Annotated in this window: 17 protein-coding genes; 10 read left to right on the top strand and 7 right to left on the bottom strand. The window is 62.5% G+C overall.

Annotated elements, in window-relative coordinates:
* The first annotated feature begins 168 nt into the window (after positions 1–168).
* From GSQ93_RS05130 to GSQ93_RS05170, 9 genes are all read left to right on the top strand, one after another.
* A complete protein-coding gene (locus tag GSQ93_RS05130) occupies positions 169–441 on the top strand; it encodes a helix-turn-helix domain-containing protein (RefSeq protein WP_158934514.1) in 273 nt (90 codons plus the stop codon).
* Complete coding sequence (locus GSQ93_RS05135) at positions 438–1,715, top strand: type II toxin-antitoxin system HipA family toxin (RefSeq protein ID WP_158934515.1); 1,278 nt, start codon at positions 438–440, stop codon at positions 1,713–1,715. The genes GSQ93_RS05130 and GSQ93_RS05135 overlap by 4 nt, the downstream gene beginning before the upstream one ends.
* Positions 1,716–2,281: 566 nt before the next feature.
* The gene (locus GSQ93_RS05140; protein WP_158934516.1) at positions 2,282–3,907 is read left to right on the top strand and encodes a methyl-accepting chemotaxis protein; all 1,626 of its coding nucleotides are present in this window, start codon (positions 2,282–2,284) and stop codon (positions 3,905–3,907) included.
* An 18-nt stretch (positions 3,908–3,925) separates the two neighbouring features.
* Positions 3,926–4,417, top strand: a complete 492-nt coding sequence (locus tag GSQ93_RS05145) for a chemotaxis protein CheW (RefSeq protein WP_254073749.1) — start codon at positions 3,926–3,928, stop codon at positions 4,415–4,417.
* Positions 4,414–5,985: a protein-glutamate O-methyltransferase CheR gene (locus GSQ93_RS05150; protein WP_254073750.1), complete on the top strand. Its 1,572-nt coding sequence runs from the start codon at positions 4,414–4,416 to the stop codon at positions 5,983–5,985. The genes GSQ93_RS05145 and GSQ93_RS05150 overlap by 4 nt, the downstream gene beginning before the upstream one ends.
* 106 nt (positions 5,986–6,091) lie before the next feature.
* Positions 6,092–6,826 (top strand): chemotaxis protein CheW, encoded by a 735-nt coding sequence (locus tag GSQ93_RS05155; protein WP_158934633.1) that lies wholly within the window; start codon positions 6,092–6,094, stop codon positions 6,824–6,826.
* Positions 6,823–9,201 carry a hybrid sensor histidine kinase/response regulator gene (locus GSQ93_RS05160; protein WP_158934517.1) on the top strand — a complete coding sequence of 793 codons (2,379 nt, stop codon included), beginning with the start codon at positions 6,823–6,825 and terminating at the stop codon, positions 9,199–9,201. Before GSQ93_RS05155 ends, GSQ93_RS05160 begins: the two co-directional genes overlap by 4 nt.
* Positions 9,202–9,227: 26 nt before the next feature.
* Complete coding sequence (locus GSQ93_RS05165) at positions 9,228–10,244, top strand: chemotaxis response regulator protein-glutamate methylesterase (RefSeq protein WP_158934518.1); 1,017 nt, start codon at positions 9,228–9,230, stop codon at positions 10,242–10,244.
* A 208-nt stretch (positions 10,245–10,452) separates the two neighbouring features.
* Positions 10,453–11,406, top strand: coding sequence for a diguanylate cyclase (locus GSQ93_RS05170; RefSeq protein ID WP_254073763.1), 954 nt, complete (start codon positions 10,453–10,455; stop codon positions 11,404–11,406).
* Positions 11,407–12,672: 1,266 nt separating this feature from the next.
* On the opposite strand, the gene GSQ93_RS05175 is transcribed toward GSQ93_RS05170, so the two are convergent.
* The 3 genes from GSQ93_RS05175 to GSQ93_RS05185 are packed head-to-tail and all read right to left on the bottom strand — an operon-like array spanning position 12,673 to position 18,445.
* Positions 12,673–14,154, bottom strand: a complete 1,482-nt coding sequence (locus GSQ93_RS05175; RefSeq protein WP_158934520.1) for an efflux transporter outer membrane subunit — start codon at positions 14,152–14,154, stop codon at positions 12,673–12,675.
* Positions 14,151–17,363: an efflux RND transporter permease subunit gene (locus tag GSQ93_RS05180; RefSeq protein WP_158934521.1), complete on the bottom strand. Its 3,213-nt coding sequence runs from the start codon at positions 17,361–17,363 to the stop codon at positions 14,151–14,153. The genes GSQ93_RS05175 and GSQ93_RS05180 overlap by 4 nt, the downstream gene beginning before the upstream one ends.
* Positions 17,360–18,445, bottom strand: coding sequence for an efflux RND transporter periplasmic adaptor subunit (locus tag GSQ93_RS05185; RefSeq protein WP_254073751.1), 1,086 nt, complete (start codon positions 18,443–18,445; stop codon positions 17,360–17,362). The genes GSQ93_RS05180 and GSQ93_RS05185 overlap by 4 nt, the downstream gene beginning before the upstream one ends.
* Positions 18,446–18,838: 393 nt before the next feature.
* Here GSQ93_RS05185 and GSQ93_RS05190 point away from each other — a divergent pair, with 393 nt between their 5' ends.
* On the top strand, positions 18,839–19,459 hold the full coding sequence (locus tag GSQ93_RS05190) for a TetR/AcrR family transcriptional regulator (protein WP_158934522.1): 621 nt from the start codon (positions 18,839–18,841) through the stop codon (positions 19,457–19,459).
* 39 nt (positions 19,460–19,498) lie between these two features.
* On the opposite strand, the gene GSQ93_RS05195 is transcribed toward GSQ93_RS05190, so the two are convergent.
* The 4 genes from GSQ93_RS05195 to GSQ93_RS05210 all read right to left on the bottom strand — a co-directional run bounded on the left by GSQ93_RS05195 (position 19,499) and on the right by GSQ93_RS05210 (position 24,504).
* Complete coding sequence (locus tag GSQ93_RS05195) at positions 19,499–19,741, bottom strand: DUF2795 domain-containing protein (RefSeq protein WP_158934523.1); 243 nt, start codon at positions 19,739–19,741, stop codon at positions 19,499–19,501.
* A gap of 70 nt (positions 19,742–19,811) precedes the next feature.
* On the bottom strand, positions 19,812–20,087 hold the full coding sequence (locus tag GSQ93_RS05200) for a hypothetical protein (protein ID WP_158934524.1): 276 nt from the start codon (positions 20,085–20,087) through the stop codon (positions 19,812–19,814).
* Positions 20,088–20,372: 285 nt separating this feature from the next.
* Positions 20,373–22,109 (bottom strand): ClcB-like voltage-gated chloride channel protein, encoded by a 1,737-nt coding sequence (locus GSQ93_RS05205; protein WP_158934525.1) that lies wholly within the window; start codon positions 22,107–22,109, stop codon positions 20,373–20,375.
* Between the two features lie 121 nt (positions 22,110–22,230).
* Positions 22,231–24,504: a cation-translocating P-type ATPase gene (locus tag GSQ93_RS05210; protein WP_158934526.1), complete on the bottom strand. Its 2,274-nt coding sequence runs from the start codon at positions 24,502–24,504 to the stop codon at positions 22,231–22,233.
* Positions 24,505–24,575 lie beyond the last annotated feature (71 nt).

Genomic DNA, 24,575 nt, shown 5'->3' on the forward strand with positions numbered 1-24,575 from the left:
CCTCGGTTTCTTGGGATCGATTTGCGCATTTTAACGCGCAAACGCAAAAATAATAGGTAGTTTGCGCAGTATGATGCGCATTTTACATCGGTTGCCTACCAAAAAATTGGTCAATAAAAATGCGCATCATACTGCCCAAAACATTAAAAAAGCCTACAATTGCGCATCATGACGCGCAAATACACCGACCCCATCAGCAATTTCGAGCGTGTGGCAGCGGAGCTTCGCTCCCTCCGGCGTGAGCGACGCATGAGTCAGCAGACGCTGGCTGATCGCGCGGGCGTGTCCCGGCGCACAATCACCAATGCGGAGGGCGGGCAGAACGTCGGCCTTCATGAGCTTTGCCGGATCGCCAACGCGCTCGGCTTCGACCTCACGCTGCGTCCGAAAGATACGGTGGTCTTCGAAGATCTGGATTTCTTCTTCCGGGAGAACGAATGAACACGCCGTCGTCGCTTAAGCCTGCGCCGCCATTCGATCTGGAAAATCTCTTCGACAAAATCCGCCGGCTCGACGTTCACACGCCCCAGGGCATGGCCGGCCTGCTGGCGAAGGAGAGCACCTTCGTCTTCAACTACGGAGAAGTCGAGCCGGACGCGGCCGTGTCGCTGACCATGCCCGTGCGCCGCAAAAGCTACAGCAGCGGTGCGCTGATGAACGTATTCGCGATGAATCGCCCGGAAGGTTACTTGCGATACATCATCGAAGAACGGCTGGCGCGCTTCGGCACCCCTAGCGACATGTTCCTGCTGTTCCTCGCCGGGCGAAACCAGATCGGCAGGCTCACTTACGCGCTGCACGGCCAGACCGTGCCAGAGGGTGAGGGCGAGCGGCTTGACGAGTTGCTGTCGTCGCCATCGGGACAATTGTTCGAGCGGCTGGTGAGCAAATATGCGCTCGGCTCGGGCATTTCAGGCGTGCAGCCGAAGACGGTGGTGCCGCTTGCTCCCGAGATTCCCGCCGGCGCGTCCACCCTCGACGCACACGCGACCTTGGCACTGACCACGGTCATCGTGAAGGCAGAAGGCGATGACTATGAGGGGATCGCCCGCAACGAATTCCTGTGCATGTCGGTGGCGCGCGAGGCGGGTTTCGACGTGCCTGATTTCTGGCTCTCCAACGATGGCCTGCTGTTCGTCATGGCGCGTTTCGATCGTGCGCCGGACGGCACGCCGCTTGGCTTCGAGGACATGAGCGTGCTGACCGGCAACGACAAATACCGCGGCAGTTACGAGATGATCGGGCGAGCGGTGGAGGTCTACACCGGCGCTGATTTTCGCGCGCAATCGCTGCGGCTTTTTGAACGTGTCGCGCTGTCGTGTTTTCTTCGCGATGGTGACGCGCACATGAAGAACATCGGCATTCTCTATGCCGATCCTACCGGGCCGCGCCGGCTCTCGCCCATCTACGATGTTGTCTGCACGGGCATCTATCCGTTGCTCGACGGCCGGATGGCGCTGAACCTGAACAAGTCGAAGGTTTTCCCCGTGCCCGGGCAGCTCATTGCATACGGCGAGCGCCTGGGGCTGAAGCGCGCCGAGGCGGAAGCGATCCTGCTGCGTATCGACCAGGCATTCGATACCGTTGCCGAGCGGCTCAGCCAGGACGCCCGATACCAAGCCGACGATCTGCTCGAGCGGATTCGAGACGTCATCCGTCGCACCGGCGCCATTCCTGTCGCTCGGGCGAAGCGACCGGCATTCCGTCTGCCCTGAAACGTCTGGCACGCACAACACGCTTTTGAGTCACCGCTATTAATCCGTTCTGCATCAGCGACTTAAGCGTTGAGCCCCGTGCTTATCAACAAGCCTGCCCACAATTACTGGGGATAACTCGCCGGTCGTACTGGCTTGGCAACGCGCCGGATAACACGCAACGCGTGGATCAAAACGGGTCGATTTGAAACTATGTTTATTTATCAAAGACTTAAGAAGATAACCTCACGCTTGTCCACAGGTCCTTCAACAGATTGTGTGCACAACTTCGCTGGCTGAAACGGCCCGATCCGCATGCAAGTCGCACTTTGAAGCGGCGCCTGAAAATCGTTTCCGTTCAACGCGTTCCCGGGTTTGTCAGAAGGTTGTCAACAGGGTGGTCCCCAATTTCTGTGCACAACTTTGGACTGCGACGCCGTTCGATTAGCAGCCGTCAGACAAAACCCTGTATTTATCCGCAAAACGTTTTGTTTTCCGTCTTAAAATTGCGCCGCACCCTTTTTTGATCCGGGTGCCGTGCGCCCATTGCCGGCGCTGACGCCCAACCCTACTGAAAAGGTTCATGCGTGAAGCAGTTAACCATTCGAAATCGGATTCTTGTGAGCTTTGGCGTGATCCTCGCGCTGATGTTGGTGATGGCCGTCTGTTCATACATCCTGCTCGGCGCGATCGACCGGGATGCGCGCAGCCAGGAAGAAGACTCGTCGCCGGGCGTTTATCTCGCGACGACTATCCGTGCGGCGTGGTTCGAAAACTACACGGTGACCCAGCGGCTTATTTTTATCGATACCGCGCCTGACCAGGTCCGCCGCGACACCCAGCGCATTGCCGAAACCCGCGACTCGCTCGACAAGCTGATCGACCAGTACGCAGCCACGGTCTTCGACGACACCGACCGACGTCTCTTCAGCGACTTCAAGCAGCAACGCTCCCTCTACGCGCCGATCCAGGAGCAGATCCTGGCCGACGTAGCGACCTCGAAGGCGGCAGCAGCAAGCGCCTTCAACACCCAGCTCACGCCGGTCTGGGAAACGGGGCGGACCGTGGTGCGGGCACTGGTCGAGCGCAATAACGAGCAGCAGACGCGCTCGTCGAAGAGCATTCGTGACTCCGTCAGCAAGGCCGAGATCACGTTGCTGGTGGTCGTGCTGGTGACCATTCTGGTGGCCGCATGGGCGGGATACTTGCTGCTCCGGGCGATCGCCGTGCCGATGCAGCGGCTGGTAGAGGTCGTCGATGCAATGCGCACCGGTGACCTGTCGCAGCGCCTGAACCTGGAGCGCGGCGATGAATTCGGCGCGCTGGGAGCGGGATTCAACCGCATGACCGACGAGCTGACTGGCTTGGTTGGTCAGGCGCAGAAGTCGGCGGTGCAAGTCACGACATCGGTGGCTGAAATTGCTGCGACTGCCCGCGAACAGCAAGCCACGGCAAGCGAAACCGCCGCGACGACGACTGAGATCGGCGCCACGTCGCGGGAGATCTTTGCCACATCACGCGACCTCGTGCGCACGATGAACGAAGTGTCCGGCGTGGCCGAACAGTCGGCGCTGCTGGCCGGCACAGGGCAGGTAGGCCTGACGCGCATGGAAGACACCATGCGGCTCGTGATGGAGGCCGCGGGTTCGGTGAACGGCAAGCTCGCCATCCTCAACGAGCGCGCGAGCAACATCAACCAGGTGGTGGCCACTATTACGAAGGTCGCCGACCAGACCAACCTGCTGTCGCTGAACGCGGCGATCGAAGCGGAAAAAGCTGGGGAATATGGGCGCGGTTTTGCGGTGGTCGCGACGGAGATCCGTCGTCTTGCAGACCAGACGGCGGTTGCCACTTTCGATATCGAACAGATGGTGAAGGAGATCCAGTCGGCGGTCGCGGCGGGCGTGATGGGCATGGACAAGTTCTCCGAGGAAGTCCGGCGCGGCATGACGGATGTGCAGCAGGTCGGCGGGCAACTGTCGCAGATCATCCAGCAGGTCCAGACGCTCGCGCCGCGGTTTGTGATGGTCAATGAAGGCATGCAGACGCAGGCGACCGGCGCTGACCAGATCACGCAGGCGCTCGCGCAATTGTCCGAAGCCGCACAGCAGACGGCTGAATCGCTGCGCCAGTCGACGCAAGCGATCGACGATCTCACGCACACCGCCAATGGCCTGCGCACCGGCGTGTCACGCTTCAAGGTGGCGACGTGATGACCCGCACGCTTGCCAATGCGTCTTCCGGCGGCTGAGACCATGCTCTTCGTCCAGTTCACGCTCGATAACGACCGCTATGTGATCGACAGTTCGCAGGTCGAGCGCATGCTGTCGCTCGTGCCGCTGAAGGTGATGCCCGGCGTGCCGGACTGGGTCGCGGGCGTGCTGGATTACGAAGATCTGCCGGTGCCGGTTATCGACCTGGCTGCGCTTGCGCTCGGCCGGCGTTCGCATGAACGATTGTCCACGCGCCTGGCGCTGGTCTACTACCCGCACGAAAGCCCGACGGGCATCGAACATAAGCGCCTCGGCATCTTGCTCGAGCGCGCCACGCGCACGCTGACGCTCGACGCCGCCGCGTTCAGGCATGCCGGTGTCGAGGCGACTGACGCGCGCTATCTCGGGCCGCTTGCACGCGACGCTCAAGGACTCGTTCAATGGGTCCGCATTGAGCATCTGTTGCCGCAACACGTGCAGGCACAACTCTTTACGCCAGGCGAAGCATGAAGCACGTCTCTATTTCCGATCAGGCCCGTCGCGCGGCGGAGGCGTTTCACAAGATCCACGAGATGCATGAAAGCCGTCGCGAGCCGCTTCCGCACGCGCAGGTCGCGCAGTTCGCCGGGCTTCTGCAACGGACGATCGGTCTGGACCCATCGTCGATTGGCGAGAAAGCGATCGAACGAGCCGTCTCGGACCGGTTCGCCGCCTGGTTAGCGGCAGGTGCCGATGGTCTGGATGAATCGCGGGCCAGCATCGACGCGTTCTGGCTTGTGGTGAACGGCGTGCCGGAGCAATTGCAGGCCTTGATCGAAGCGGTGGTCGTACCGGAGACCTGGTTTTTCCGCGACGCCGAGGCGTTCAACGCGCTGGCCATGCTGGCGCGTGTGCGGCTGCTCGATCAGCCGTTCAAGCCGGTGCGGATCCTGAGCATGCCGTGCTCGACGGGCGAGGAGGCCTACACCGCCGCCATGGCCATGCTCGACGCGGGTATTGCACCCGAGCGCTTTTCCATCGATGCCCTCGATATCAGCGGCCGCGCGCTCGACTTTGCACGCCACGCGCACTATGGCAGCAACGCGTTTCGCAGCCGCGCGCTCGGATTTCGCGAGCGTTTTTTCGCACAGGCGGGCGATCAATGGCGGTTGCTGCCGGAGGTGACGGAGCGAGTGCGGTTTCGCCAGGCAAATCTGCTGACGCTCGATTCACAGACGTTCGAGCCCTTCGATTTCGTTTTTTGCCGCAACGTGCTGATTTATCTTGGCCGGCAGACACAGCACACGGCCATGCGGGTACTGGACGGCCTGCTCGCACCAGACGGGACGCTGTTTGTCGGGCCGGCGGAAACGGGGTTGATGATGCGCGAGGGCATGGCGTCGGCGAAGCTGGCGCTGGCGTTTGCGTTCAGACGGCCGGAGGGTGGACTATCGGACAAGCTGTCGGGCGGAGCCCCGCCGACGCTTACCGGTGAGCGGAGCTGGGACGAGCAAGGTTTGGGCGTTCGGCCGCGCGCGCTGTTCGCTGCCATCGCCAGCGCGGAGCGGGCCATGGAAATTGCCGCGCGAGCAGCGGCGCCCAAGGCGCCGGTTGCGGGTTCCAGCCTGGCCAATACGTTCGGCCAGCGAACTGCGTCGGCGATGAATCTGAACGATGCACTTAACCGCTCGTTTTCATTCGGCTCGCCTGCGGCTGGCACCCCGCGCGCAGCACTCGACACGGCAGCGAACGCACAGGCTGCCGCCATACCGGGCACGCTTGAACAAGCCCAGGCACTTGCCGATGCCGGCGCCTTGCCTGACGCCGCCGAGATGACGCGGACCTATCTCAAGGCGCATCCGGCCAGCGCCGACGCCTACTATTTGCTCGGCGTAATTGCGGATGCGCGAGGCGAGCAAAGCGAGGCGAGAGGTTTTTACAAACGCGCGCTTTATCTTGATCCCGGGCATGGTGAGGCGCTGACGCATCTTGCCGCCGTGCTCGGGCTGGAAGGCGATCGTGCGGGCTCGCAGTTGTTGTTGGCGCGCGCGGAACGTGCTGAACGTGCTGAACGTGCATCACGAGGCCGCCATGAGTGATCCGCGCGACCAGCAGGACGCGAGGTTTGACGTGGATGAAACCGCCGGGCGTCTTGAAGCAGTTTCGGCTTCAGCCTCGGACGGACCGCCGTCATTGCTTGCCGAGATGGAGGGTCCTATCGACGACTGCTGGAACCGCATCGGCGTTCGCGGCGACGGTTCGTGTCCGCGTCTGGAAGACTACATTCATTGCCGCAATTGTCCTGTACACGACGCTGCCGCGGCGCGCGTGCTGGACCGTGAACAATCCGCCGATGCGGTGATTATCGGACAAGAGGTCCTGCACCGTCCGACAGCGCAATCGATGGGCAAATACGCGGCCCGCGAGGCCGATGCCACGTCGTGGCTCGTGTTTCGCATCGGCGATGAATGGCTGGGTTTGCCCACCACGATCTTCCAGCAGGTCGCCCAGTTGCGACCGATTCACTCGCTCCCGCACCGGCGTCATCGCGCGGTACTTGGCGTGGTGAATATACGCGGGAGGTTGCTCGTCTGCGCGTCGCTGGCGCGCTTGTTCGGGATCGCATCGGCGGTGGGTCAGGATGGGCGCAGGCCGGAGGAACATAGCGGCCAGCAGGGTATCGATGCCCGCGATCTCGCGCGCTTGCTGGTCGTCGAGCCGGGCGGCGATGTGGGCGAGCGCGGCAACCCGATCGTGTTCCCCGTTGATGCCGTCGATGGCGTGCATCGTTTTGCGCGCGCGGATTTCCAGGCGGTGCCGACGACCATAGCGAGCATGTCGGCTTCCCACGCGGTGGCCGTGACGGCGTGGAAGGGCGTGACGGTGGGCCTGCTCGACGCGGCCAAACTTTTCGAGACCTTGAACCGGAGCCTCACATGAGCGGCGCTGAAACAGGCCAGGGGCCAAGCCGAGGCCAGACATCGCTCATCGACTTGTTTCGTGAGGAAGCGCGGGCGCAGGCGCAGATCCTTAGCGACGGCCTGCTCGCGCTGGAACGCGCCCCGCGCGACCCCGTGATGCTCGAAGCCTGCATGCGGGCAGCCCACTCGCTGAAGGGCGCGGCGCGGATTGTCGGCGTACCGGACGGCGTGAGCCTCGCGCATGTGATGGAAGATTGCTTTGTCGGCGCACAACAAGGGCGCGTCAACGTGGATGCCGGCATGATCGACGTGCTGCTGAGCGGTGTCGACCTGATCTTGCGGATCGGCCAGGGGTCCGGCGACGAAACCTTGTCGCAGACGGATGTGGACACATTCGTCGACTCCCTGAATGCACGCATGAACGGCCCGACCGCTGCGCCGTCCTCATCGGTGTTTGAAGCGCCACAGTCTGACGCTGACCTCGATTTATCGAATGAACTGACGCTCCCCGCGCCGGTGGTCGAGGAAACAGAGGAAACGCAAGAAGCACAGGAAACCGTGGAAGTCGCGTCGCCGCAGCCGGCCCGCTCCGTCGAACTGCGCGAGCCGGCTCGCATGCTGCGTGTTCGTGCCGACACCCTCGACCGCTTGTTGAGCCATTCGGGCGAATCGCTGGTTGAATCGCGTTGGCTCAAGCCTTTCGCGCAATCCATGCTGCGCGTGAAGCGGATTCAGCGCGACGCCAGCCGGGCGCTCGATTTCCTGCACGAATCGTTGACTGAGGCGGCTACCTCGGCATCGAGTTCATCGGCTGCGCCGACTGCGGCGCTCGACGCGCGCACGCTCGATGCGCTGGACGAGGTCCGCCGTCTCAACGCGCAAGCGCATCGCCAGCTCGGCGAGCGCCTGGCCGAGCTGGAAAACTACGACCGGCGCTCGACGCATCTGTCGCAGCAACTCTACGACGAAGCGCTCGAATGCCGGATGCGGCCGTTCGTCGATGCCACCGGCGGTTTTGCGCGCATGGTCCGCGACGTTGCACGCTCGCTCGATAAACAAGTGCGCTTCGTGATTGCCGGAGAAGCGACGGAAGTGGACCGCGACATCCTCGACCTGCTCGAAGCGCCGCTGGGTCATTTGTTGCGCAACGCGGTCGATCACGGCATCGAAGCGCCGTCGCTGCGCGCAGCGCTTGGCAAGCCGCCGGAAGGCACCATCACGCTGGAAGCCCGCCATAGCGCGGGTTCGCTTTTCATCAGCGTCAGCGACGACGGCGGCGGCGTGGACCTCCCCGCGCTGCGCCGGGCCATCGTCCAGAAACGCCTGGCCAACGAGACCACGGCCGCGCGTCTTTCGGATACCGAACTGCTGGAATTCCTGTTCCTGCCCGGCTTTTCCATGCGCGATACCGTCACCGACGTTTCCGGCCGCGGCGTTGGCCTGGACGCGGTGCACGACGTGGTACGGCAGGTGCGCGGCAACTTGCGTGTCACGCAGGAAGCGCTGGTCGGCACGCGTTTCGTGATGCAGTTGCCGCTGACGCTGTCCGTGATCCGCAGCCTGATTGTTGAAGTGGACGGCGAACCGTATGGGTTGCCGCTCGCGCACGTCACGCGCACGCTGGTCCTGCCGCGAGCATCCATCGATCTGCTTGAGGGGCATCAGCATTTCGCGTTCGAAGGGCGGCGGCTTGGCATCGTCACCGCGCACCAGATCCTCCGCTCAGGCACCTTCGAAACCATCAGCGACACCCTCAATGTCGTCGTGATCGGACAGGGCTCGGCGAGCTACGGCGTGGTCGTCGACCGCTTTCTAGGCGAGCGCATGCTGGTCGTGCAACCGCTCGACAAACGCTTGGGGAAGGTACCGAACATCGCGGCGGGCGCGTTGATGGAAAACGGCGACCCGCTCCTGATCGCTGATCTCGACGACTGGCTGCGCGCGGTTGAAAAGCTGGTTGTCGACGGTGAACTCGGCCGTGTCTCATCGGGCACGGTGCGCGTGGTTGCCGCCGCGAGAAAACGCGTGCTGGTGGTGGACGACTCGCTGACCGTGCGCGAACTCGAACGCAAGCTGCTGGCGGGGCGCGGTTACGACGTGACCATCGCCGTCGACGGCATGGACGGCTGGAACGCAGTGCGCAGCGAGCGTTTCGACCTGGTGATCACGGACATCGATATGCCGCGTCTTGACGGTATCGAACTGGTGACGCTGATCCGCCGCGATTCGCAACTGCGCGAGACGCCGGTGATGATCGTGTCGTACAAGGATCGCGCGGAAGACCGCCAGCGGGGGCTGGATGCCGGCGCGGACTATTATCTGGCGAAAGGCAGTTTCCACGATCAGACCTTGCTCGATGCAGTGCGGGATCTGATCGGCGAAGCGCAGTCGTGAGAAAACACTAAAAAGAGAGGCGAGCGATGAAGATCGGGATCGTGAACGACATGCCGCTGGCGGTGGACGCCTTGCGAGGAGCGCTTGCGACCCGCCACGACTTCGAGGTGATCTGGGTTGCGATCAACGGCGCGCAGGCGGTCGACTACTGCAGGGCGCAAAAACCCGACGTCGTGCTGATGGACCTCGTCATGCCGCAAATGGACGGCACGGAAGCCACGCGGCGAATCATGCGCGAGACGCCGTGCGCGATCCTGATTGTGACAATCGATGTGGGCGCGAACTCGTGGCGGGTCTACGAGGCAATGGGCGCGGGCGCGCTGGACGCCGTCGACACCCCCGTGCTGGCAGGCCCGGACGCAAAACGCGGGATCGCCGCGCTGACCGCGAAGATCGACCAGATTGCCGCCCAGCAGGCCACGAAAGCAGCCGCGAATCCGATCCCAGCCGCGCCACGTATTACCTCGGGCAGCGACTTGCTCGCGATCGGTGCGTCGGCGGGCGGCCCAAGCGCGCTGGCGACGCTCCTGGCCGGGCTGCCGGCCAGCTTCGCGCCGGCCACGGTGATTGTCCAGCACGTGGACCAGTCCTTTGCGATCGGCATGGCCGACTGGCTCAACGAACAGTCAGCGTTGCCGGTGCGCGTGGCGCGCGAGGGCGATCGACCGGAGCCAGGCTGCGTGCTGCTCGCGGCGACCAACGACCACCTGCATTTCTGTGGCGGTGGGAATCGGCTCGGATACACGAAAGAGCCATTGGCGACGCCGTACCGGCCGTCCATCGATGTGTTTTTTCAAAGCGTGGTCGCGCGCTGGAGCGGCAACGCGGTCGGCGTGCTGCTGACCGGCATGGGCCGCGATGGTGCGGCGGGCCTCGCCGCCATGCGTGCCAAGGGTTATCACACGATCGCGCAGGATGAAGCGACATGCGCCGTCTACGGCATGCCGAAAGCAGCGGCCGCGTTGAATGCGGCGGTAGCCATCCTGCCACTCCCGAACATCGCGAATGCCGTGCAAAAGGCGTTTGCATCGTTGCGCAAATGAGGCGCTCGAACTCGACACAGAACAGGATTGAGTCATGGAACATCGAAATGCAGATCCGTTGGCAGAGCGCGCGCGGCGCGAGCAGGCCGGCCCCGAATCCCGTCCGGAAAACCCGGCGAGGCCCCTTGACGATACAGGCGAGGAGCGTTCAGCCGCCGATCTTTTTGCCGATGCGCTGAATGCGCCAAGCGCCGCCGACAGCGCGGTCATGGTGTTGCTGGTCGACGACCAGACCATTGTCGCGGAAGCGGTGCGCCGCGCGCTGGCGGATCAGCCGCGGCTGGATTTTCACTACTGCGCCAATCCCGAGGATGCATTGCGCGTCGCGCAGGCCACGCGGCCGACGGTGATCCTGCAGGATCTGGTCATGCCGGGCGTGGACGGGCTGACGCTGGTGCGTCAATATCGAGAGAACGAGGCGACCCGCGATATTCCGATCATTGTGTTGTCGACGAAGGAAGAGCCGCGCATCAAGAGCGCCGCGTTTGCCGCGGGCGCCAACGATTATCTGGTGAAGCTGCCGGATACCATCGAATTGATTGCGCGGATCCGCTATCACTCACGCTCTTATCTGAATCTGCTTCAGCGTGACGAGGCTTATCGCGCGTTGCGGCAGTCGCAGCAGAAACTGCTCGAAACCAACCTGGAACTTCAGCGCCTGACCAACTCGGACGGGCTGACGGGTTTATCGAATCGCCGGTGTCTCGACGACTACATGAACGCCGAGTGGAAACGCGCGGCGCGCGAACAGTCGCAGCTCGGTTTCCTGATGATCGATGTGGACAACTTCAAGTCGTACAACGACACCTACGGCCATGTGGCGGGTGACGATGTGCTGAAGCTCGTCGCGCGCGCGATTGAATCGGCCCTGAACCGTCCCGCCGATCTTGCCGCCCGCTTTGGCGGCGAAGAGTTCGCTGTGGTGCTGCCGTCCACGTCGACTGGCGGCTTGCGCCTGCTCGGTGAAAAGATCCGCATGGCGGTGGAGGCGCTTGCCGTGCCGCATACGGGTTCAGCCAGCGATCGGCTCACGATCAGCGTAGGCGGCGTCATGCAGGTGCCGCAGCGGGGCGAAGACATCAAGCAGATGATCGAAGCCGCCGACCTGGCTTTGTATCGGGCCAAGCGTGACGGGCGCAATCGGGTGGAAGTCGCGAATTAAGCCGGGCCGCGAAGAGCGGTTCCATTCACCGCGCCGGCGGCGCCGTTTACCGATGCCGCGCGCTCGCCGAAACTGAACGGCACCATGCGGGCCTCGGCGCTCTCGTCGCCCTTGCGCGTTTCGTCCCCGAGGATCGGGGCGAGCTAGAGGTGCAGTGAACATTCGGACGGGTTCGTCGATGCATCGGCCGAGCGGCTGCCAAAACCGTCGGCGATGCCTCAGCAGATAACACGCCTTGAGCCTCGCTGACGCGCGACAGGCCGACGTGGGGCGTGACCACGAGACTCGCGTGCGAGCTGGCGTCGAAGGCAGTAGCAGAAACCGCCGGGGCAGGTGTCACAACATCGTTCGATGCAACAAGGCCGGTCAATGGCGCGCTCCACTGATCGGCGGGCGGAGGCGGCGCACTGCGAACCGGCGCTTTCGCCGGTTCGCTCGGTTCAGCGACGGGCGTGGTGCGCTTGAGCCACGCGTCGTGGGATGCAATCAGACCGGGCGAACGTCCACGCGGTGTTTCATTCCAACCGGAACGATCCATCACGAGGGCGGAAGGCGTTTCCTGGACGGTTGTTGCTTCCAAGGCTGGCGCACTCTTCGCCGCGGCTGGCCAGGGCACTTGTGCTGCTGCCGGCGTTGGTGACGCTAGTGACGCGGGCGATGCAATCCGATCTGCGGCCCGTGCGCTCCAGGCATCGTCAACTGCGACGCTTGCTGCTGCGGGGTTGCTCCATGGGTCATCGGCTGTGGGTTGAGGCGCGGCGTGACTGCTCCATTGCTCCCCCGCGGGCACGCTGGCCGGTGTTGACTCCCCCGCGCGGGCGGTCGCGTGCATTAAACCCAAGGCAGCGCACGCCAGCGCGACTTTTTCCAGTCCTGAATGAACGAGCCGAAACAGGTCACGGAGCGGTGAGCGAGACATGGCATTTCCTCTGAATACACGAAAGCTCGCAGCCTATGGGAAAGTGCAGTTCAAAATAACGCGATTTATCTGAATAGTGAAAGGTTTCGGTGAAGAAGTCGGGTTGATGAGCGCTATGGGCGCGTTTGCATGGCAGTGGATGGTTCGCCGACGCTCGATTGTGACATTCGATGTCTTTGATCCCAGACTTTCCTCAGCGATGCGTGGACGGTCCCGCCGTCCTGATGAAGTACAAAGAGCCGTTCCGACTAACGTCGGAACGGCTCTTTGCGTACGGCGCTCGTTTCAGCTTCCGCTCATCCGGTGAGACAGAACCGGCCGAGCGGCAGGCGATCGGACAGCGACGGTTATTTCGCTGCCTCCGTCTGCGTCGCTTTCGCCGCAGACGCAAGATTCGCCGTGCTGCCAGATGGAGAACCCATTGCCTGAAACAGCAGCGCGGTGTCGCTGAGCCGTGCGCTTTCATAGCGGATAGCATCGAGTCGAGCATTACGATACTGGCGTTCGCTCGCCCGTGTTGCCGAAGGCGGAATCGCCCCGAGCCGCTCGCGCGCCGCGGAATCCGTGAACGCGCTCATTGAAGTGCGGCTGGCGGTATCGGCGAAACTGAGTGCCTGGTTGTCCTGCTCGAGCGCTGCGAGTGAATCCGCCACGTTGCGGAAGGCGCTCAGCACTGTCTGCTTGTATTGCGCCACGGCCGCTTCGTAGCTCGCTTGCGCGGCGCGCTTCTGGGCGAGCAACGCGCCGCCATGAAACAGCGGCTGCGACAGCGATGCACCTATTCCCCAGATCGCGCCTGCTCCGGACAAGGCGTCAGGCCAGCTAAAACCTGCTTTTCCCATCGATGCCGACAGCGTCAGGCTCGGGTACATTTGCGCCGTTGCGACGCCGACTTGCGCCGCGGCCGCTTTGAGGAGCGCATCGGCGGCCTGGATATCCGGGCGGCTGGCAAGCAGTTCCGACGGTACGACCACCGGCACATTTCCCGGCACGGTGAGCGACGCGAGATCGAGGTCGGGCGGCGCCTGATCCGGCGTGCGGCCAAGCATTACGGCAAGCGCGTGACGGGTTGCAAGCCACTGGGCCCGCAGCCCCGGCAGCGAAGCGGCGAGCGCGGCGGCGTTCGATTGCGCGTTGAGCGCGTCCGCGCGCGACGCCGAACCGAGTTCGTAGCGGCGCTGTGTTTCTCGCGCGTCTTCGTTGGCGAGGACGATCAGCCGCCCGGTCGTATCGATTTGCGCACCTAACGACGCCGCACCGATAGCGCCCGTGACAATGTTCGCGGCGAGCGCGCGGCGGGCGGCATCGAATTGCCAGGCCTGGCTGTCCACCTGCGCGGCCAACGCTTTGTCCGCCAGTCGCGCCGCGCCGAACAGGTCGAACGTGTATTGCGCCCGGATCTGCCCGACAAAGAGGTTGTAGAGCACAGTGGGCGGCCCGAAGTTAGGCACGCCGATCGCGCGCTCCCGGTCCGTCTGGCCGCCGAGGTCGATGCTCGGCAGCATCGACTCGCCGACTTGCGCCCGCAGTTGTTCGCGCGCCGCAGCGAGGGTCTTGTCCGTCGCGGCGAGGCTCGGGCTGTTGCGCAACCCTTCATCGACCAGCGCGTTCAGCGGTTCCGAACGATAGAGCTTCCACCACTCGGGCACCGGTTTCGCAGCGGCATCGAAACTCTGCGATACCCCTTCGGCCGTTACAGTGCGAGCGGGTTGCGCGTCGGTGCCGTAGTGGGCCACCGTCGGCATGACGGGCGGTTTTCCGTCCGGGCCGAAAGAGCACGCTGAAAGGGCGGCCGTGAAGCCGAGAGCAGTCAGGTAAGAGCGGTTCATGACTGACCTCCATTGCGGGCATCGGGCGTGGAAGGCGTGGAGGGCGCGTCTGGATCTTCAAACCCCGCGCGCTCGTTACGCCGCACCTTGAACGAAGCCGCATATAGCGCCGGCAAGTAAAACAGCGTAAGCACGGTCGCGCTCGTGATGCCGCCCATCAGCGCGGTTGCCATCGGGCCGAAGAAGTTGCTGCGCAACAGCGGGATCAGCGCGAGCACCGCAGCGGCGGCGGTCAGCGTGATCGGCCGGAAACGCCGCACCGTGGCGCCCACAATGGCGTCGAAGCGAGGATGCCCCGCGGCAATGTCCTGTTCGATCTGATCGACGAGAATCACCGAGTTGCGCATGATGATCCCGAACATGGCGATCACCCCAAGCATGGCGACAAACCCAAACGGTTTGTTGAACAGCAGCAGCGCGATCACCACGCCAATCAACCCCAGCGGCGCGGTCAGCACCACCATCATCACGCGTGCGAAGCTCTGCAACTGGATCATCAAGAGCGTCAGCACGACAATCGCCATGATCGGCATTTGCGCGTTGATGGACGACTGGCCCTTCTCGCTTTCCTCAACCGGTCCGCCCACTTCTATCCGATACCCCACCGGCAAGCCCGCGCGCAACGTCGCGAGCTTCTTCTCAATCGCGTGTGTCACGTCGATACCCTGCGCGCCGGCCTTCACGTCCGACTGCACGGTAATGGTCGGCTGACGGTCGCGTTCCCAGATCACACCGTATTCCAGATCGTTCACCACATGCCCGATCGTTCCGAGCGGCACGGGTCCGTTAGGAGTCGGCATCGCAAGCGTCGCCAACTTCGCCGGATCGACCCGTTCGCTTTTCGGTGCACGCAAATCGACGCTGATCAGCTTGTCGTGTTCACGATACTGCGTGACGGTATAACCGGTCAGTTGCATCGCGAGGAAATCCGATACGTCCTGCGAACTGATTCCGAGTTCACGCGCCTTCTTCTGGTCGATATCGAAGCGCACCGAGCGCTCCGACGGTTCGTCCCAATCGTACTGGACATTGGCCGTACCGTTGTCCGCACTCATTTCCGCGAAAACCTTTTCAGCGATACCGCGCACCGTCGGCAGATCGTCGCCGCTCACGCGGAACTGCACCGGATAGCCAACCGGCGGGCCGTTTTCGAGTCGCGACAAACGCGTACGCACGGCAGAGAACTTCTCACGCAACACAGGTTCGAGCCAGCGTGCGAGCTTCTCGCGATCCTCCACGGACTTTGCGGTGATCACGAATTGCGCGAAGTTCGGTTGCGGCAATTGCTGATCGAGCGGCAAGTAAAACCGCGGTGCACCAGTGCCGACAAAGTTCACTATATGGTCGACCTCAGGCCGTCCCTCCAGCACTTTCTCAAGACGTTTGGTCTCGCGCAGCGTGGCGTCGAACGAGGCGCCTTCCTGCAGCCGGACATCGACGAGCAATTCCGATCGGTCCGAACTCGGAAAGAATTGTTGAGGAATAAGCGTAAAACCTGCCAGCGCAATCACGAACAGCACGAGCGTGATGCCGAGCACGACGAAGCGCCGCTCAATACACCATGTCAGCCAGCCGCGCAGACGGGTGTAGAACTTCGTGTCGTAGATATCGTGTTCATGATCGTGGGCGTGATGCGCCTCGCGCTTGCGCTCAGGCAGCAGCTTGTAGCCGAGCAGCGGAATCAGCACGACCGCCGCGAACCACGACGCGATCAACGCGATGGCCGACACTTCGAAGATCGAGCGCGTATATTCGCCGGTGCTGGATTTGGCCAGCGCGATCGGCAGGAAACCGGCGACGGTAACAAGCGTGCCCGTGAGCATGGGGAACGCCGTGCTGGTGTAGGCGTAGGCCGCGGCTCGCGAGCGGTTCCAACCCTGCTCGAGTTTCACCGCCATCATTTCGACGGCGATGATCGCGTCGTCGACCAGCAGGCCCAGCGCGAGGATCAGCGTTCCGAGCGAGACCTTGTGCAGGCCGATATCGAAGAGATACATGAAGAGGGCGGTGACCGCGAGCACGACCGGAATCGAGATCACGACCACCATGCCTGTCCGCACGCCCAGCGACACCAGGCTCACGATCAACACAATAATGACGGCTTCAGCGACTGCTTCGAGAAAGTCATCGACTGACTTCGATACCGCATGCGGCATGCTCGACACTTCGTTTAGCACGAGGCCCGCGGGGAGTTGCGCACGCAATTCGGCGACTTTCGCGTCCAGCGCCTTGCCCAATTGCACGACGTCCTGACCGGGCTGCATTGTGATACCAATACCCAGCACCGGCTTCTCGCCCGCGCGCATTTGAGTGGCCGGGGGATCGAGATAACCGCGCTTGATGGTTGCTATGTCGCCAAGACGAAACGACCGCCCGTTGACACGGATCAGCGTATTGGCGAGCGCGGCCATGTCGGTGATCTGGCCGGTCGGCCGCACGAACACGCGGTCGTTGGGCGTATTCAGCGTACCGGAGGGCGCAACCGCATTCTGACCGTCAATCGCTTGAGCAATCTGTTGTGGCGAGATGCCGAGCCGCGTGAGTTGCGTGTTCGCTATTTCGATATAAACGCGCTCGTCCTGGTCGCCGAAATAATTGACCTTCGCCACACCGGGTACGCGCAACAAGACCGTGCGCAGCGAGTCGGCGTAATCGTGGAGTTGCACCGGCGAAAAACCGTCGCCTTCCAGCGTGTAGATGTTAGTGAAGACGTCGCCGAACTCGTCATTGAAGTACGGACCCTGCACGCCTCTCGGCAGCGTGTACGCAATGTCCCCGACTTTCTTGCGTACCTGATACCACTCTTCAGGCACGTCTTTCGCGGGTGCGCCGTCCTTCATCGTGAAGAACAGCAGTGACTCGCCGGGGCGCGAGTAGCTGCGCAGGAAATCGGTAGCGGGCGTCTCCTGCAGTTTTTTCGCGATCTTGTCGGTGACCTGTTCCTGCATCTGCTGTGCCGTGGCGCCGGGCCAAAAGGTCTGGATGACCATCACGCGGAACGTGAACGGCGGATCCTCCGATTGCGCGAGCCGGGTGTACGCGAGGATGCCAAAAATGGTCGCCATCGCGATCAGGAAGACGACCAGCGCCTGATGGCGCAAGGCCCAGGCCGAGAGATTGAAACTGCCTTCTTCGTGACGATAATCGCCCGACGCCGCAGCGGCAGCGTTGGCAGCGGCTTTCGCTGATTCCCGTTCGTGGTCGCTCATGACGCGAAATCTTCCGGATGCAAGGGCGCAACCACGCGAACTTTCTGGCCGGCAGAAACGGTATGGACTCCTTGCCACACCACGCGGTCACCGGGCGCAATGCCACTGGAAACCGTCACGGTGCGCTCGCCGTATCGCGACACGTCCACGCGCCGCAATTCAAGCGAGTCGTCCGCCTTCACGATCCAGACCGCCGGCAGTTTGCCGGCGTGGAACAGTGCGGTGGAGGGTATTATGAAGGCCTGGCTTGATGCGGCGGACGCCCCCGATGCAGGCGCTTGCGCGAACGCGACGTCCGCGGTCATGCCAAGCCGGACGTCCGGCGTGGGGGCTTCAAGCGTCATCCTCACGCGATAGGTACGGCTTTGCGGATCAGCGGCGGGCGACACTTCGCGTACGCGGGCTGCGAACGGTTTGCCTCCCAGCGCGGCAAGCCTGACGGTGGCTTTCTGGCCGACCGCGAGCGATCCGAGCGTGGTTTCCGGCACGTCCGACACCACGTCGATATCGCCGCTCCACGCGAGGTTATAGACGGCTTGTCCCGCCGATACGTTCTGTCCCGTGTCGGCCTGTTCAGCCGTGATGACACCGGCGCGGTCGGCAACAAGCGTGGTGTATTTCAACTGATCGGCCGACAGCGCGGCCTGTGCCTGCGCCTGGTTGCGCTGCGCAAGTGCCGCTGCGTACGCGTTTTCGGTTTGCTCGAGCTGCGTGCGCGCGATCAGGTTTTCCTGCGCCTGGGCACGGTCGCGCGTGACTTGCTGCTCGGCATACGTGAGCTGATGCTGGGCGGCCGACAGTTGCGCCGCGGCGCTCGCGGCGTTTTTGGCGTTATCGGCGGGATCGAGTTTCGCCACGATCTCGCCGGCTTTCACGCTGTCGCCCAGACGCACCCGGCGCTCGATGATCTTCCCGGCCACACGAAACGACAATGGGGTCGAGTAGCGCGCTTCGATCGTGGCGGGCAGCGATGACTGCACCGCGTGCGTGTCGGCGACGGCCGCCATGGCGACCACGGGCCGCAGCGCCACGGGGGGCGCCTCCTTCTTGCCGCATGCGCTGAGCGCGACGACTGTCACCACGCCGACCGACCAGGCAAAGGTTCGGCGAGCGCGAAAAGATCCCGACCCGGACAACGTGAATGACAGTAACCGCGATCGGAGCGATGACAATGACAATGAGGGCAACAACGTGCGGCGACAGACTTGCAGAATCACGGATGACCTCGACGCAAAGGCTCGCCGTGCACGCCAGGGAATGGGCGGGCACGGCCGGTGCGCAGCGTCGACACGGCCTGTCGCTGCGCATTTTCAAGATGTGGCGCTATCCGGGGCACGATACTCGAACAGGCGGCAGGCCACGGCCACCAAGCTTTCCAGTACCTCTTCGCCAGATACACGATGAATTCTAATACAACTATGGATCTGAAATCAAAGCCGTATCATAATTCAATTTTGAGATGCTAAACTCAGCCGATGAAACGAATTCGCCTCACCCGGGAGCAAAGCCGTGACCAAACGCGTGAGCGTTTGCTGGACGCCGCGCAAACTGTTTTCATGAAGAAAGGGTTTGTTGCCGCCAGTGTCGAAGACATTGCGGCGGCGGCGGGTTATACGCGCGGAGCGTTCTATTCGAACTTCGGCAGCAAGTCTGCCTTGTTTCTGGAACTGCTCAAGCGCGATCACGACGGGATCATGAGCCGGCTGCATTCCATCTTCGATGGCGAAGCGAGCCGGGCCGACATGGAAGCCCGCCTGCTGCAGTATTACAGTGAGTGCTACCGCGACAACAAGTGTTTTCTGCTGTGGGTAGAAGCGAAATTGCAATCGAGCCGCGATGCGAAATTTCGCGCGCAATTCAATGCATTCATCCGGGAATTATTGCAGACGACGACCGCTTATATCGTCGCGTTTTCAGAGCGCGCGGGGACCCCGTTGCCTATGCCGGCGGAGCAGTTAGCGCTGGGGCTGACGGCGTTGATTGATGGAATGCAGTTTTTTTATACGTCGGATCCGCAGGCTTGCGGCAGCGAAATGTCTGAAGCCGTCCTGGCGAAGTTTTTCAGCCGCGTGGTGTTTGGGTCCGACGTCGCGTGAGAGAGGCGCGTACAAAGTGCCCGCTAAGCCTGAGATAGCTCAGATAGAAATCCCCGATCCGCCGTTACTGCCTAACAATTGTTCCACCGCGTCGGCGTTGGCGTAATCCTGTTCAGGCAATCCATCGAACACGGCGACCACATCGTTGCTCGCGCCTGCGGCGCGCGCCGCATCGACAATGCCATCCTTGTTGGTCGGAAACTTCAGATCACGCAAGACCTCTGCGATTTCGTCGTTGATCGGTTCGTCATTCAAGCCGGCATTCACATGCGTATCGGTCATTGGTGCCCTTGGTTGTTTTAGGTGGCCTATCCGTCTTTATCCGCCGGTTCGCGATGCTAACGGCTCAGCTTCACGTCTGCACCTCTATTACCTGGCTCGCCATGCCGTGGCTGGGAGAGCGAGACTTCGGTAACTCCACATGAGACCAATGCGCGTGATCGAGTTCCTGTGCACGCACTTCCGGCGCGGGCGGCGAGACCGGCGGGGCATTGGCGCGAATGGCGAGCGTCGCGCGCATGGCCTCAGCTTGGCGGGCAGCGTAGATCGCCGCATCGTCCGTATGGATCGGCGCGGCATAACACGACACGGATACCAGAACCATCAATAAAGCTGTTGAGGTTTTCATCGCTCAACCCTCCAGACACTGAGTACACAAGCTCACGCAAGTGATACACGAGCAGCACAAACACGAGGCCGTACGGAGAATAGTAGCGAGGATTTGAGCAAACGCTATGCCAATCGATCAGTGCTGTTTTCCAGCGGTTCACCTGATGAATGATGCATGCGTGCGGCGCCTTATTTTAAACGGCGCAGGCCGCCGTTCTTCGAGCGATTTCTAGAATAGGCTGGTAAGCGGGCGCTTCATGGGTGACCTGGAACCGCCGTGCAATATTGCACGCATCGAGCAATTTCAGCGTGATGCCGGGTTTAGACGGAAGTAAGCATCGAGAAGCGATGTCTTGTAGACGACGCCTAGTAACACCGGCCGGGTCGGGCAGTCGATGACCGGCAAACGCTCGCCCTGGAACGCCAGGAAATGCTGCAACGCTTCACCCAGCGACATGTTCGGTGTAAGGACATCGAAATGAGGTTGCAGATAATCTTCTGCCGTTTTGACGGCGGTGTCGCGTTCATCCAGCAGATCGGACGTGATGTCCTTCAGCGCCACCACGCCGCGAAATTGCCCGTCCGCATCTACGACGTAAAGGTACTTCACCGGATATTCGAGAAACACCCGCGTCATGGTCTTCACGTCGGCATCGAGCGGGACCACGGTGTCGGCCGGTTTCACCAGCTCGCGCATTTGCGTGGCGGCGAGCCGCGAGCGCTCTTTTTCATCGCGATTACGCCGCAGCGTGACCTCGTACATCGATGTCTGCGCCGACGCCCGCGCAATGAAAAATGCCACCACGCACGAGAGCATCAGCGGCAGCATGACCTGATAGCTCAGCGTCATTTCGAAGATCATCAGGATGGCCATCAACGGCGCGTGCGTGGCCGCAGCGAGAAACGCGCCCATGCCGACCATCGCGTAAGCAAACGGCGCGGACGTGGAGTGCGGCCAGATCGCATGCGCCGCCAGCCCGAACAGGCAGCCGACGACCGCGCCCACGAAGAGCGTCGGCGTGAAAATCCCGCCCACCGCGCCGGAACCCGCGGTTGCCGCGGTCGCGACGATCTTGAAGAACAGCACCGCTGCCAGCGCTTCCCAAGTCCACGAATGATGGAGGATCGAGTTGACGACTTCGTAGCCGTTACCCCAGACCTCCGGGTACCAGATCGAGATCACGCCGACAATCAGGCCGCCGAATCCGAGCCGGATGGGCAACGGCAGGGGCAGCTTGGCGAAGCGTTGTTTCGATGCCGCCAGCAGGCGCAGGAAATAGGGCGCCAGCACGCCGCAGAGCAATCCAAGCACGACAAACAGCAGCACTTCGACACCGGTGACTGTTGGGAACACCGGCATTTCGTAAGGCGGCCGATAGCCGGCAAACTCGCGCATGGTGATGTTCGCAACCACCGAGGACACCACGATCGGCCCGAAGCTTTCCATGGCCATGGAGCCGAGCACGAGCTCGGTCACGAAGAACGCGCCGGCGATAGGCGCGTTGTACGCCGAGGTGATACCGGCCGCCGCGCCGCAGGCAACGAGCAGGCGCAGGCGCGGGGGATCGAAGTGGACCCAGCGGCCGATCAGCGACGCGCACAGCGCCGCAAGCTGCACCATCGATCCTTCTCGTCCGATGGACCCGCCGCTCGCGATGGTGAACAGCGACGAGATGCTGCGCCATAGGCTTTGCCAGACCGGCACGACACCGTCGCCAATGGTCACTGCTTCCATGTAGTCGGCATTCGCCTGACCCGAGCTTCGACGCCGGGCGATCAGCAGGCACAGCCCCGCGATCAGCCCGCCTGCTGTCGGCAATGCGACCCGCACAGGCCAGGGCAGGCGCGTGGCCATCTCGACGAAGTTACCGTGATCGCCGCCAAAAAGCCGCTGCAATTCGTCGATGCCGAAGCGAAACGCCGCAGTCGCGAATGCGCCGGCCACGCCGACAATCACGGCCCACACGAGCATGGAGTGGGATTCGGAGAACCGGAACCGGATCTGTGCCCGGGTGCGAAGTTTAAGCAGGAATGAAAGCACGTGAGCTTGAATGTCGGAGCGGGTCGAGGCCAATGGTGCGGGGCAAGGATATCACCCGCAAGGGGCCTCGGGGCAGTGCTCGGACGTAGATGTGCCTGCTGAGTTGCTTGGCACAGGCTGGTTATCGGCGCAATAAGCGAAGTCCGTTGGCAACGACCAGCAAGCTTGCCCCTACGTCGGCGAGAACAGCCATCCACAGGGTTCCCGCACCCGTCAGCGCGAGCACGAAAAATACGGCCTTGATCCCCAGCGCCAACACGATGTTTTGTATCAACACCGCGTGCGTCGCCTTTGAGAGCCGAATGAAAGCCGGGATCTTGCGCAGGTCGTCGTCCATCAACGCGACGTCGGCGGTTTCAATGGCGGTGTCCGCGCCCATTGCGCCCATCGCAAAGCCGATGTCCGCGCGTGCGAGGGCGGGAGCGTCGTTGATCCCATCGCCCACCATGCCTGCCGCCGTGCCGTCTGCCGCACGTTTTGCCACGGCATCTGCCACCGCAGCGAGCTTGTCGGCGGGCAACTGGTTGCCGCGGGCTTCATCGATACCCACCGCTGTCGCTATGGCCGCCGCCGTATGCGAATTGTCACCGCTCAGCATGACGGTGCGAACGCCAAGCGCATGCAGGTCGCCAATGGCGGCGCGGCTGGATTCCTTGACCGTGTCCGCGACGGCGAACAAGGCGAGCACGCCTGCTTCACCGATCAGCAGGACGACGGTTTTACCCGCACGTTCCAGCGTGTCGAGCTTGGCTTCCAGGCTGGCGGAACAACGTCCGAGCTCTTCGACGAGGCGATGATTGCCAAGCGAGTAAGGTTTGCCGTCGATCGTCCCCTGCACGCCGCGCCCGGGCAGCGCTTCGAATTCATCCACGGGTAAATGGGCGATGTTGTCCGCGTTGGCGGCACGCGCGATCGCTTGCGACACGGGGTGATCCGAGCGTCCGGCGAGGCTGGCAGCAAGCTGCCGGCACCGGTTGATGTCGGTATCGGCGAGGACGTCGAAATCGGTCTGCGCCGGTGTTCCATGCGTGATCGTGCCGGTCTTGTCGAGCGCGAGCCAGGTCAGCTTGCGGCCCCGTTCGAGGTAGGAGCCGCCTTTGATCAGAATGCCCTTGCGCGCCGCGGCAGTGAGGCCGCTGACGATGGTCACGGGCGTCGAGATCACCAATGCGCACGGGCAGGCAATCACCAGCAGCACCAGCGCCTTATAGATCCAGTCATGCCAGACGCCGCCAGCCAACAGCGGCGGCAGGACCGCGACGAGCACCGCTAGCGCGAATACAACCGGCGTATAGACACGCGCGAACTGGTCGACGAAGCGTTGCGTCGGCGCTTTCGAGCCTTGCGCCTCCGACACCGCGTGAATGATGCGGGCGAGCGTTGTGTCGCTGGCGAGTGCCGTCACGCGATACTCGATCGCCCCGGATTCGTTGATCGTGCCAGCGAACACCGAGTCGCCGGGTGCTTTATCGACTGGCAGGCTTTCGCCCGTAATGGGCGCCTGATTGACAGAAGAGCGTCCGGCACTCACTACGCCGTCGAGTCCGATCCGTTCGCCGGGTTTGAGGCGCACGATGGCGTTTATCGATACCGATTTGGCGTCCACGTCTTGCCATGTGCCGTCGGGTTGCTGGACGGTCGCGCGCTCGGGCGCAAGCTGCATCAGCTTCTGAACGGCGTTGCGCGCACGGTCGAGCGACTTCGCTTCGATCAGTTCGGCGAGGCTGAACAGGACCATGACCATGGCTGCCTCGGGCCACTGGCCAAGCACCAGCGCGCCCGTGACGGCAATGCTCATGAGTGCGTTAATGTTGAGATTGCCGTTGCGAATCGCGACCCAGCCCTTTTTGTAGGTTCCAAGGCCACCGGCAATGACAGCAAGCACGGCAAGCGATGCCGCGATCCAGCCGGGGAGTGCAGCGAAGCTGACTATCTCCGATGCAACCGCCGCGGCGCAGGCCAGCGCGAGCGGCCAGTGGGAGTCTTTCCTGGCGACGGCAGAGGTTCCACCTTGCGGCATTGATTTGGGTAATTCAGCGGTGAACCCCAGCGATCGAATGGCCTGCGCAATCGCCTCGCGCTCAAGCGGCGAGTGGTCGACGGTGAGCAAGCGTTGCATCAGGTTGAATTGCACGTTCTGCACGGAAGGCATGGCCGAAAGCTTCTTGCGTATCAACGCTTCTTCCGTCGGGCAATCCATCTGCGCGATGAGAAACACCGTGCGTTCGCCGCCATTCAAAGGCTTTTGAGGAGCGGCGGCGGGCTTAGCCTCGGCGTGCGAATGTGCATGTGTATGTGAATGCGCATGGTCGGACAAATGGTCATGACCGTGGCAGCACGGTGAGCGCGTTGGGGCTTCATCAACCGTGTGATTCGTTTCGCTGAGTGGGGACATCGTGGCTTCCTGAAGGGATCTATGGTTTAGTAGACGCCCTGAAGTCACTTCAAGGTCAAGCGTTGGCCGGG

Source organism: Burkholderia sp. S171 (assembly GCF_009766085.1).
Classification (GTDB): Bacteria; Pseudomonadota; Gammaproteobacteria; order Burkholderiales; family Burkholderiaceae; genus Caballeronia.

What these genes read in the sequence shown, in the direction of transcription:
- GSQ93_RS05135 (WP_158934515.1), top strand. Translation starts at nt 438, where the DNA reads ATGAACACGCCGTCGTCGCTTAAGCCTGCGCCGCCATTCGATCTGGAA.
- GSQ93_RS05150 (WP_254073750.1), top strand. Translation starts at nt 4,414, where the DNA reads ATGAAGCACGTCTCTATTTCCGATCAGGCCCGTCGCGCGGCGGAGGCG.
- GSQ93_RS05130 (WP_158934514.1), top strand. Translation starts at nt 169, where the DNA reads ATGACGCGCAAATACACCGACCCCATCAGCAATTTCGAGCGTGTGGCA.
- GSQ93_RS05170 (WP_254073763.1), top strand. Translation starts at nt 10,453, where the DNA reads ATGGTGTTGCTGGTCGACGACCAGACCATTGTCGCGGAAGCGGTGCGC.
- GSQ93_RS05175 (WP_158934520.1), bottom strand. Translation starts at nt 14,154, where the DNA reads ATGAACCGCTCTTACCTGACTGCTCTCGGCTTCACGGCCGCCCTTTCA.
- GSQ93_RS05190 (WP_158934522.1), top strand. Translation starts at nt 18,839, where the DNA reads ATGAAACGAATTCGCCTCACCCGGGAGCAAAGCCGTGACCAAACGCGT.
- GSQ93_RS05165 (WP_158934518.1), top strand. Translation starts at nt 9,228, where the DNA reads ATGAAGATCGGGATCGTGAACGACATGCCGCTGGCGGTGGACGCCTTG.
- GSQ93_RS05145 (WP_254073749.1), top strand. Translation starts at nt 3,926, where the DNA reads ATGCGTCTTCCGGCGGCTGAGACCATGCTCTTCGTCCAGTTCACGCTC.
- GSQ93_RS05210 (WP_158934526.1), bottom strand. Translation starts at nt 24,504, where the DNA reads ATGTCCCCACTCAGCGAAACGAATCACACGGTTGATGAAGCCCCAACG.
- GSQ93_RS05160 (WP_158934517.1), top strand. Translation starts at nt 6,823, where the DNA reads ATGAGCGGCGCTGAAACAGGCCAGGGGCCAAGCCGAGGCCAGACATCG.
- GSQ93_RS05155 (WP_158934633.1), top strand. Translation starts at nt 6,092, where the DNA reads ATGGAGGGTCCTATCGACGACTGCTGGAACCGCATCGGCGTTCGCGGC.
- GSQ93_RS05200 (WP_158934524.1), bottom strand. Translation starts at nt 20,087, where the DNA reads ATGAAAACCTCAACAGCTTTATTGATGGTTCTGGTATCCGTGTCGTGT.
- GSQ93_RS05180 (WP_158934521.1), bottom strand. Translation starts at nt 17,363, where the DNA reads ATGAGCGACCACGAACGGGAATCAGCGAAAGCCGCTGCCAACGCTGCC.
- GSQ93_RS05195 (WP_158934523.1), bottom strand. Translation starts at nt 19,741, where the DNA reads ATGACCGATACGCATGTGAATGCCGGCTTGAATGACGAACCGATCAAC.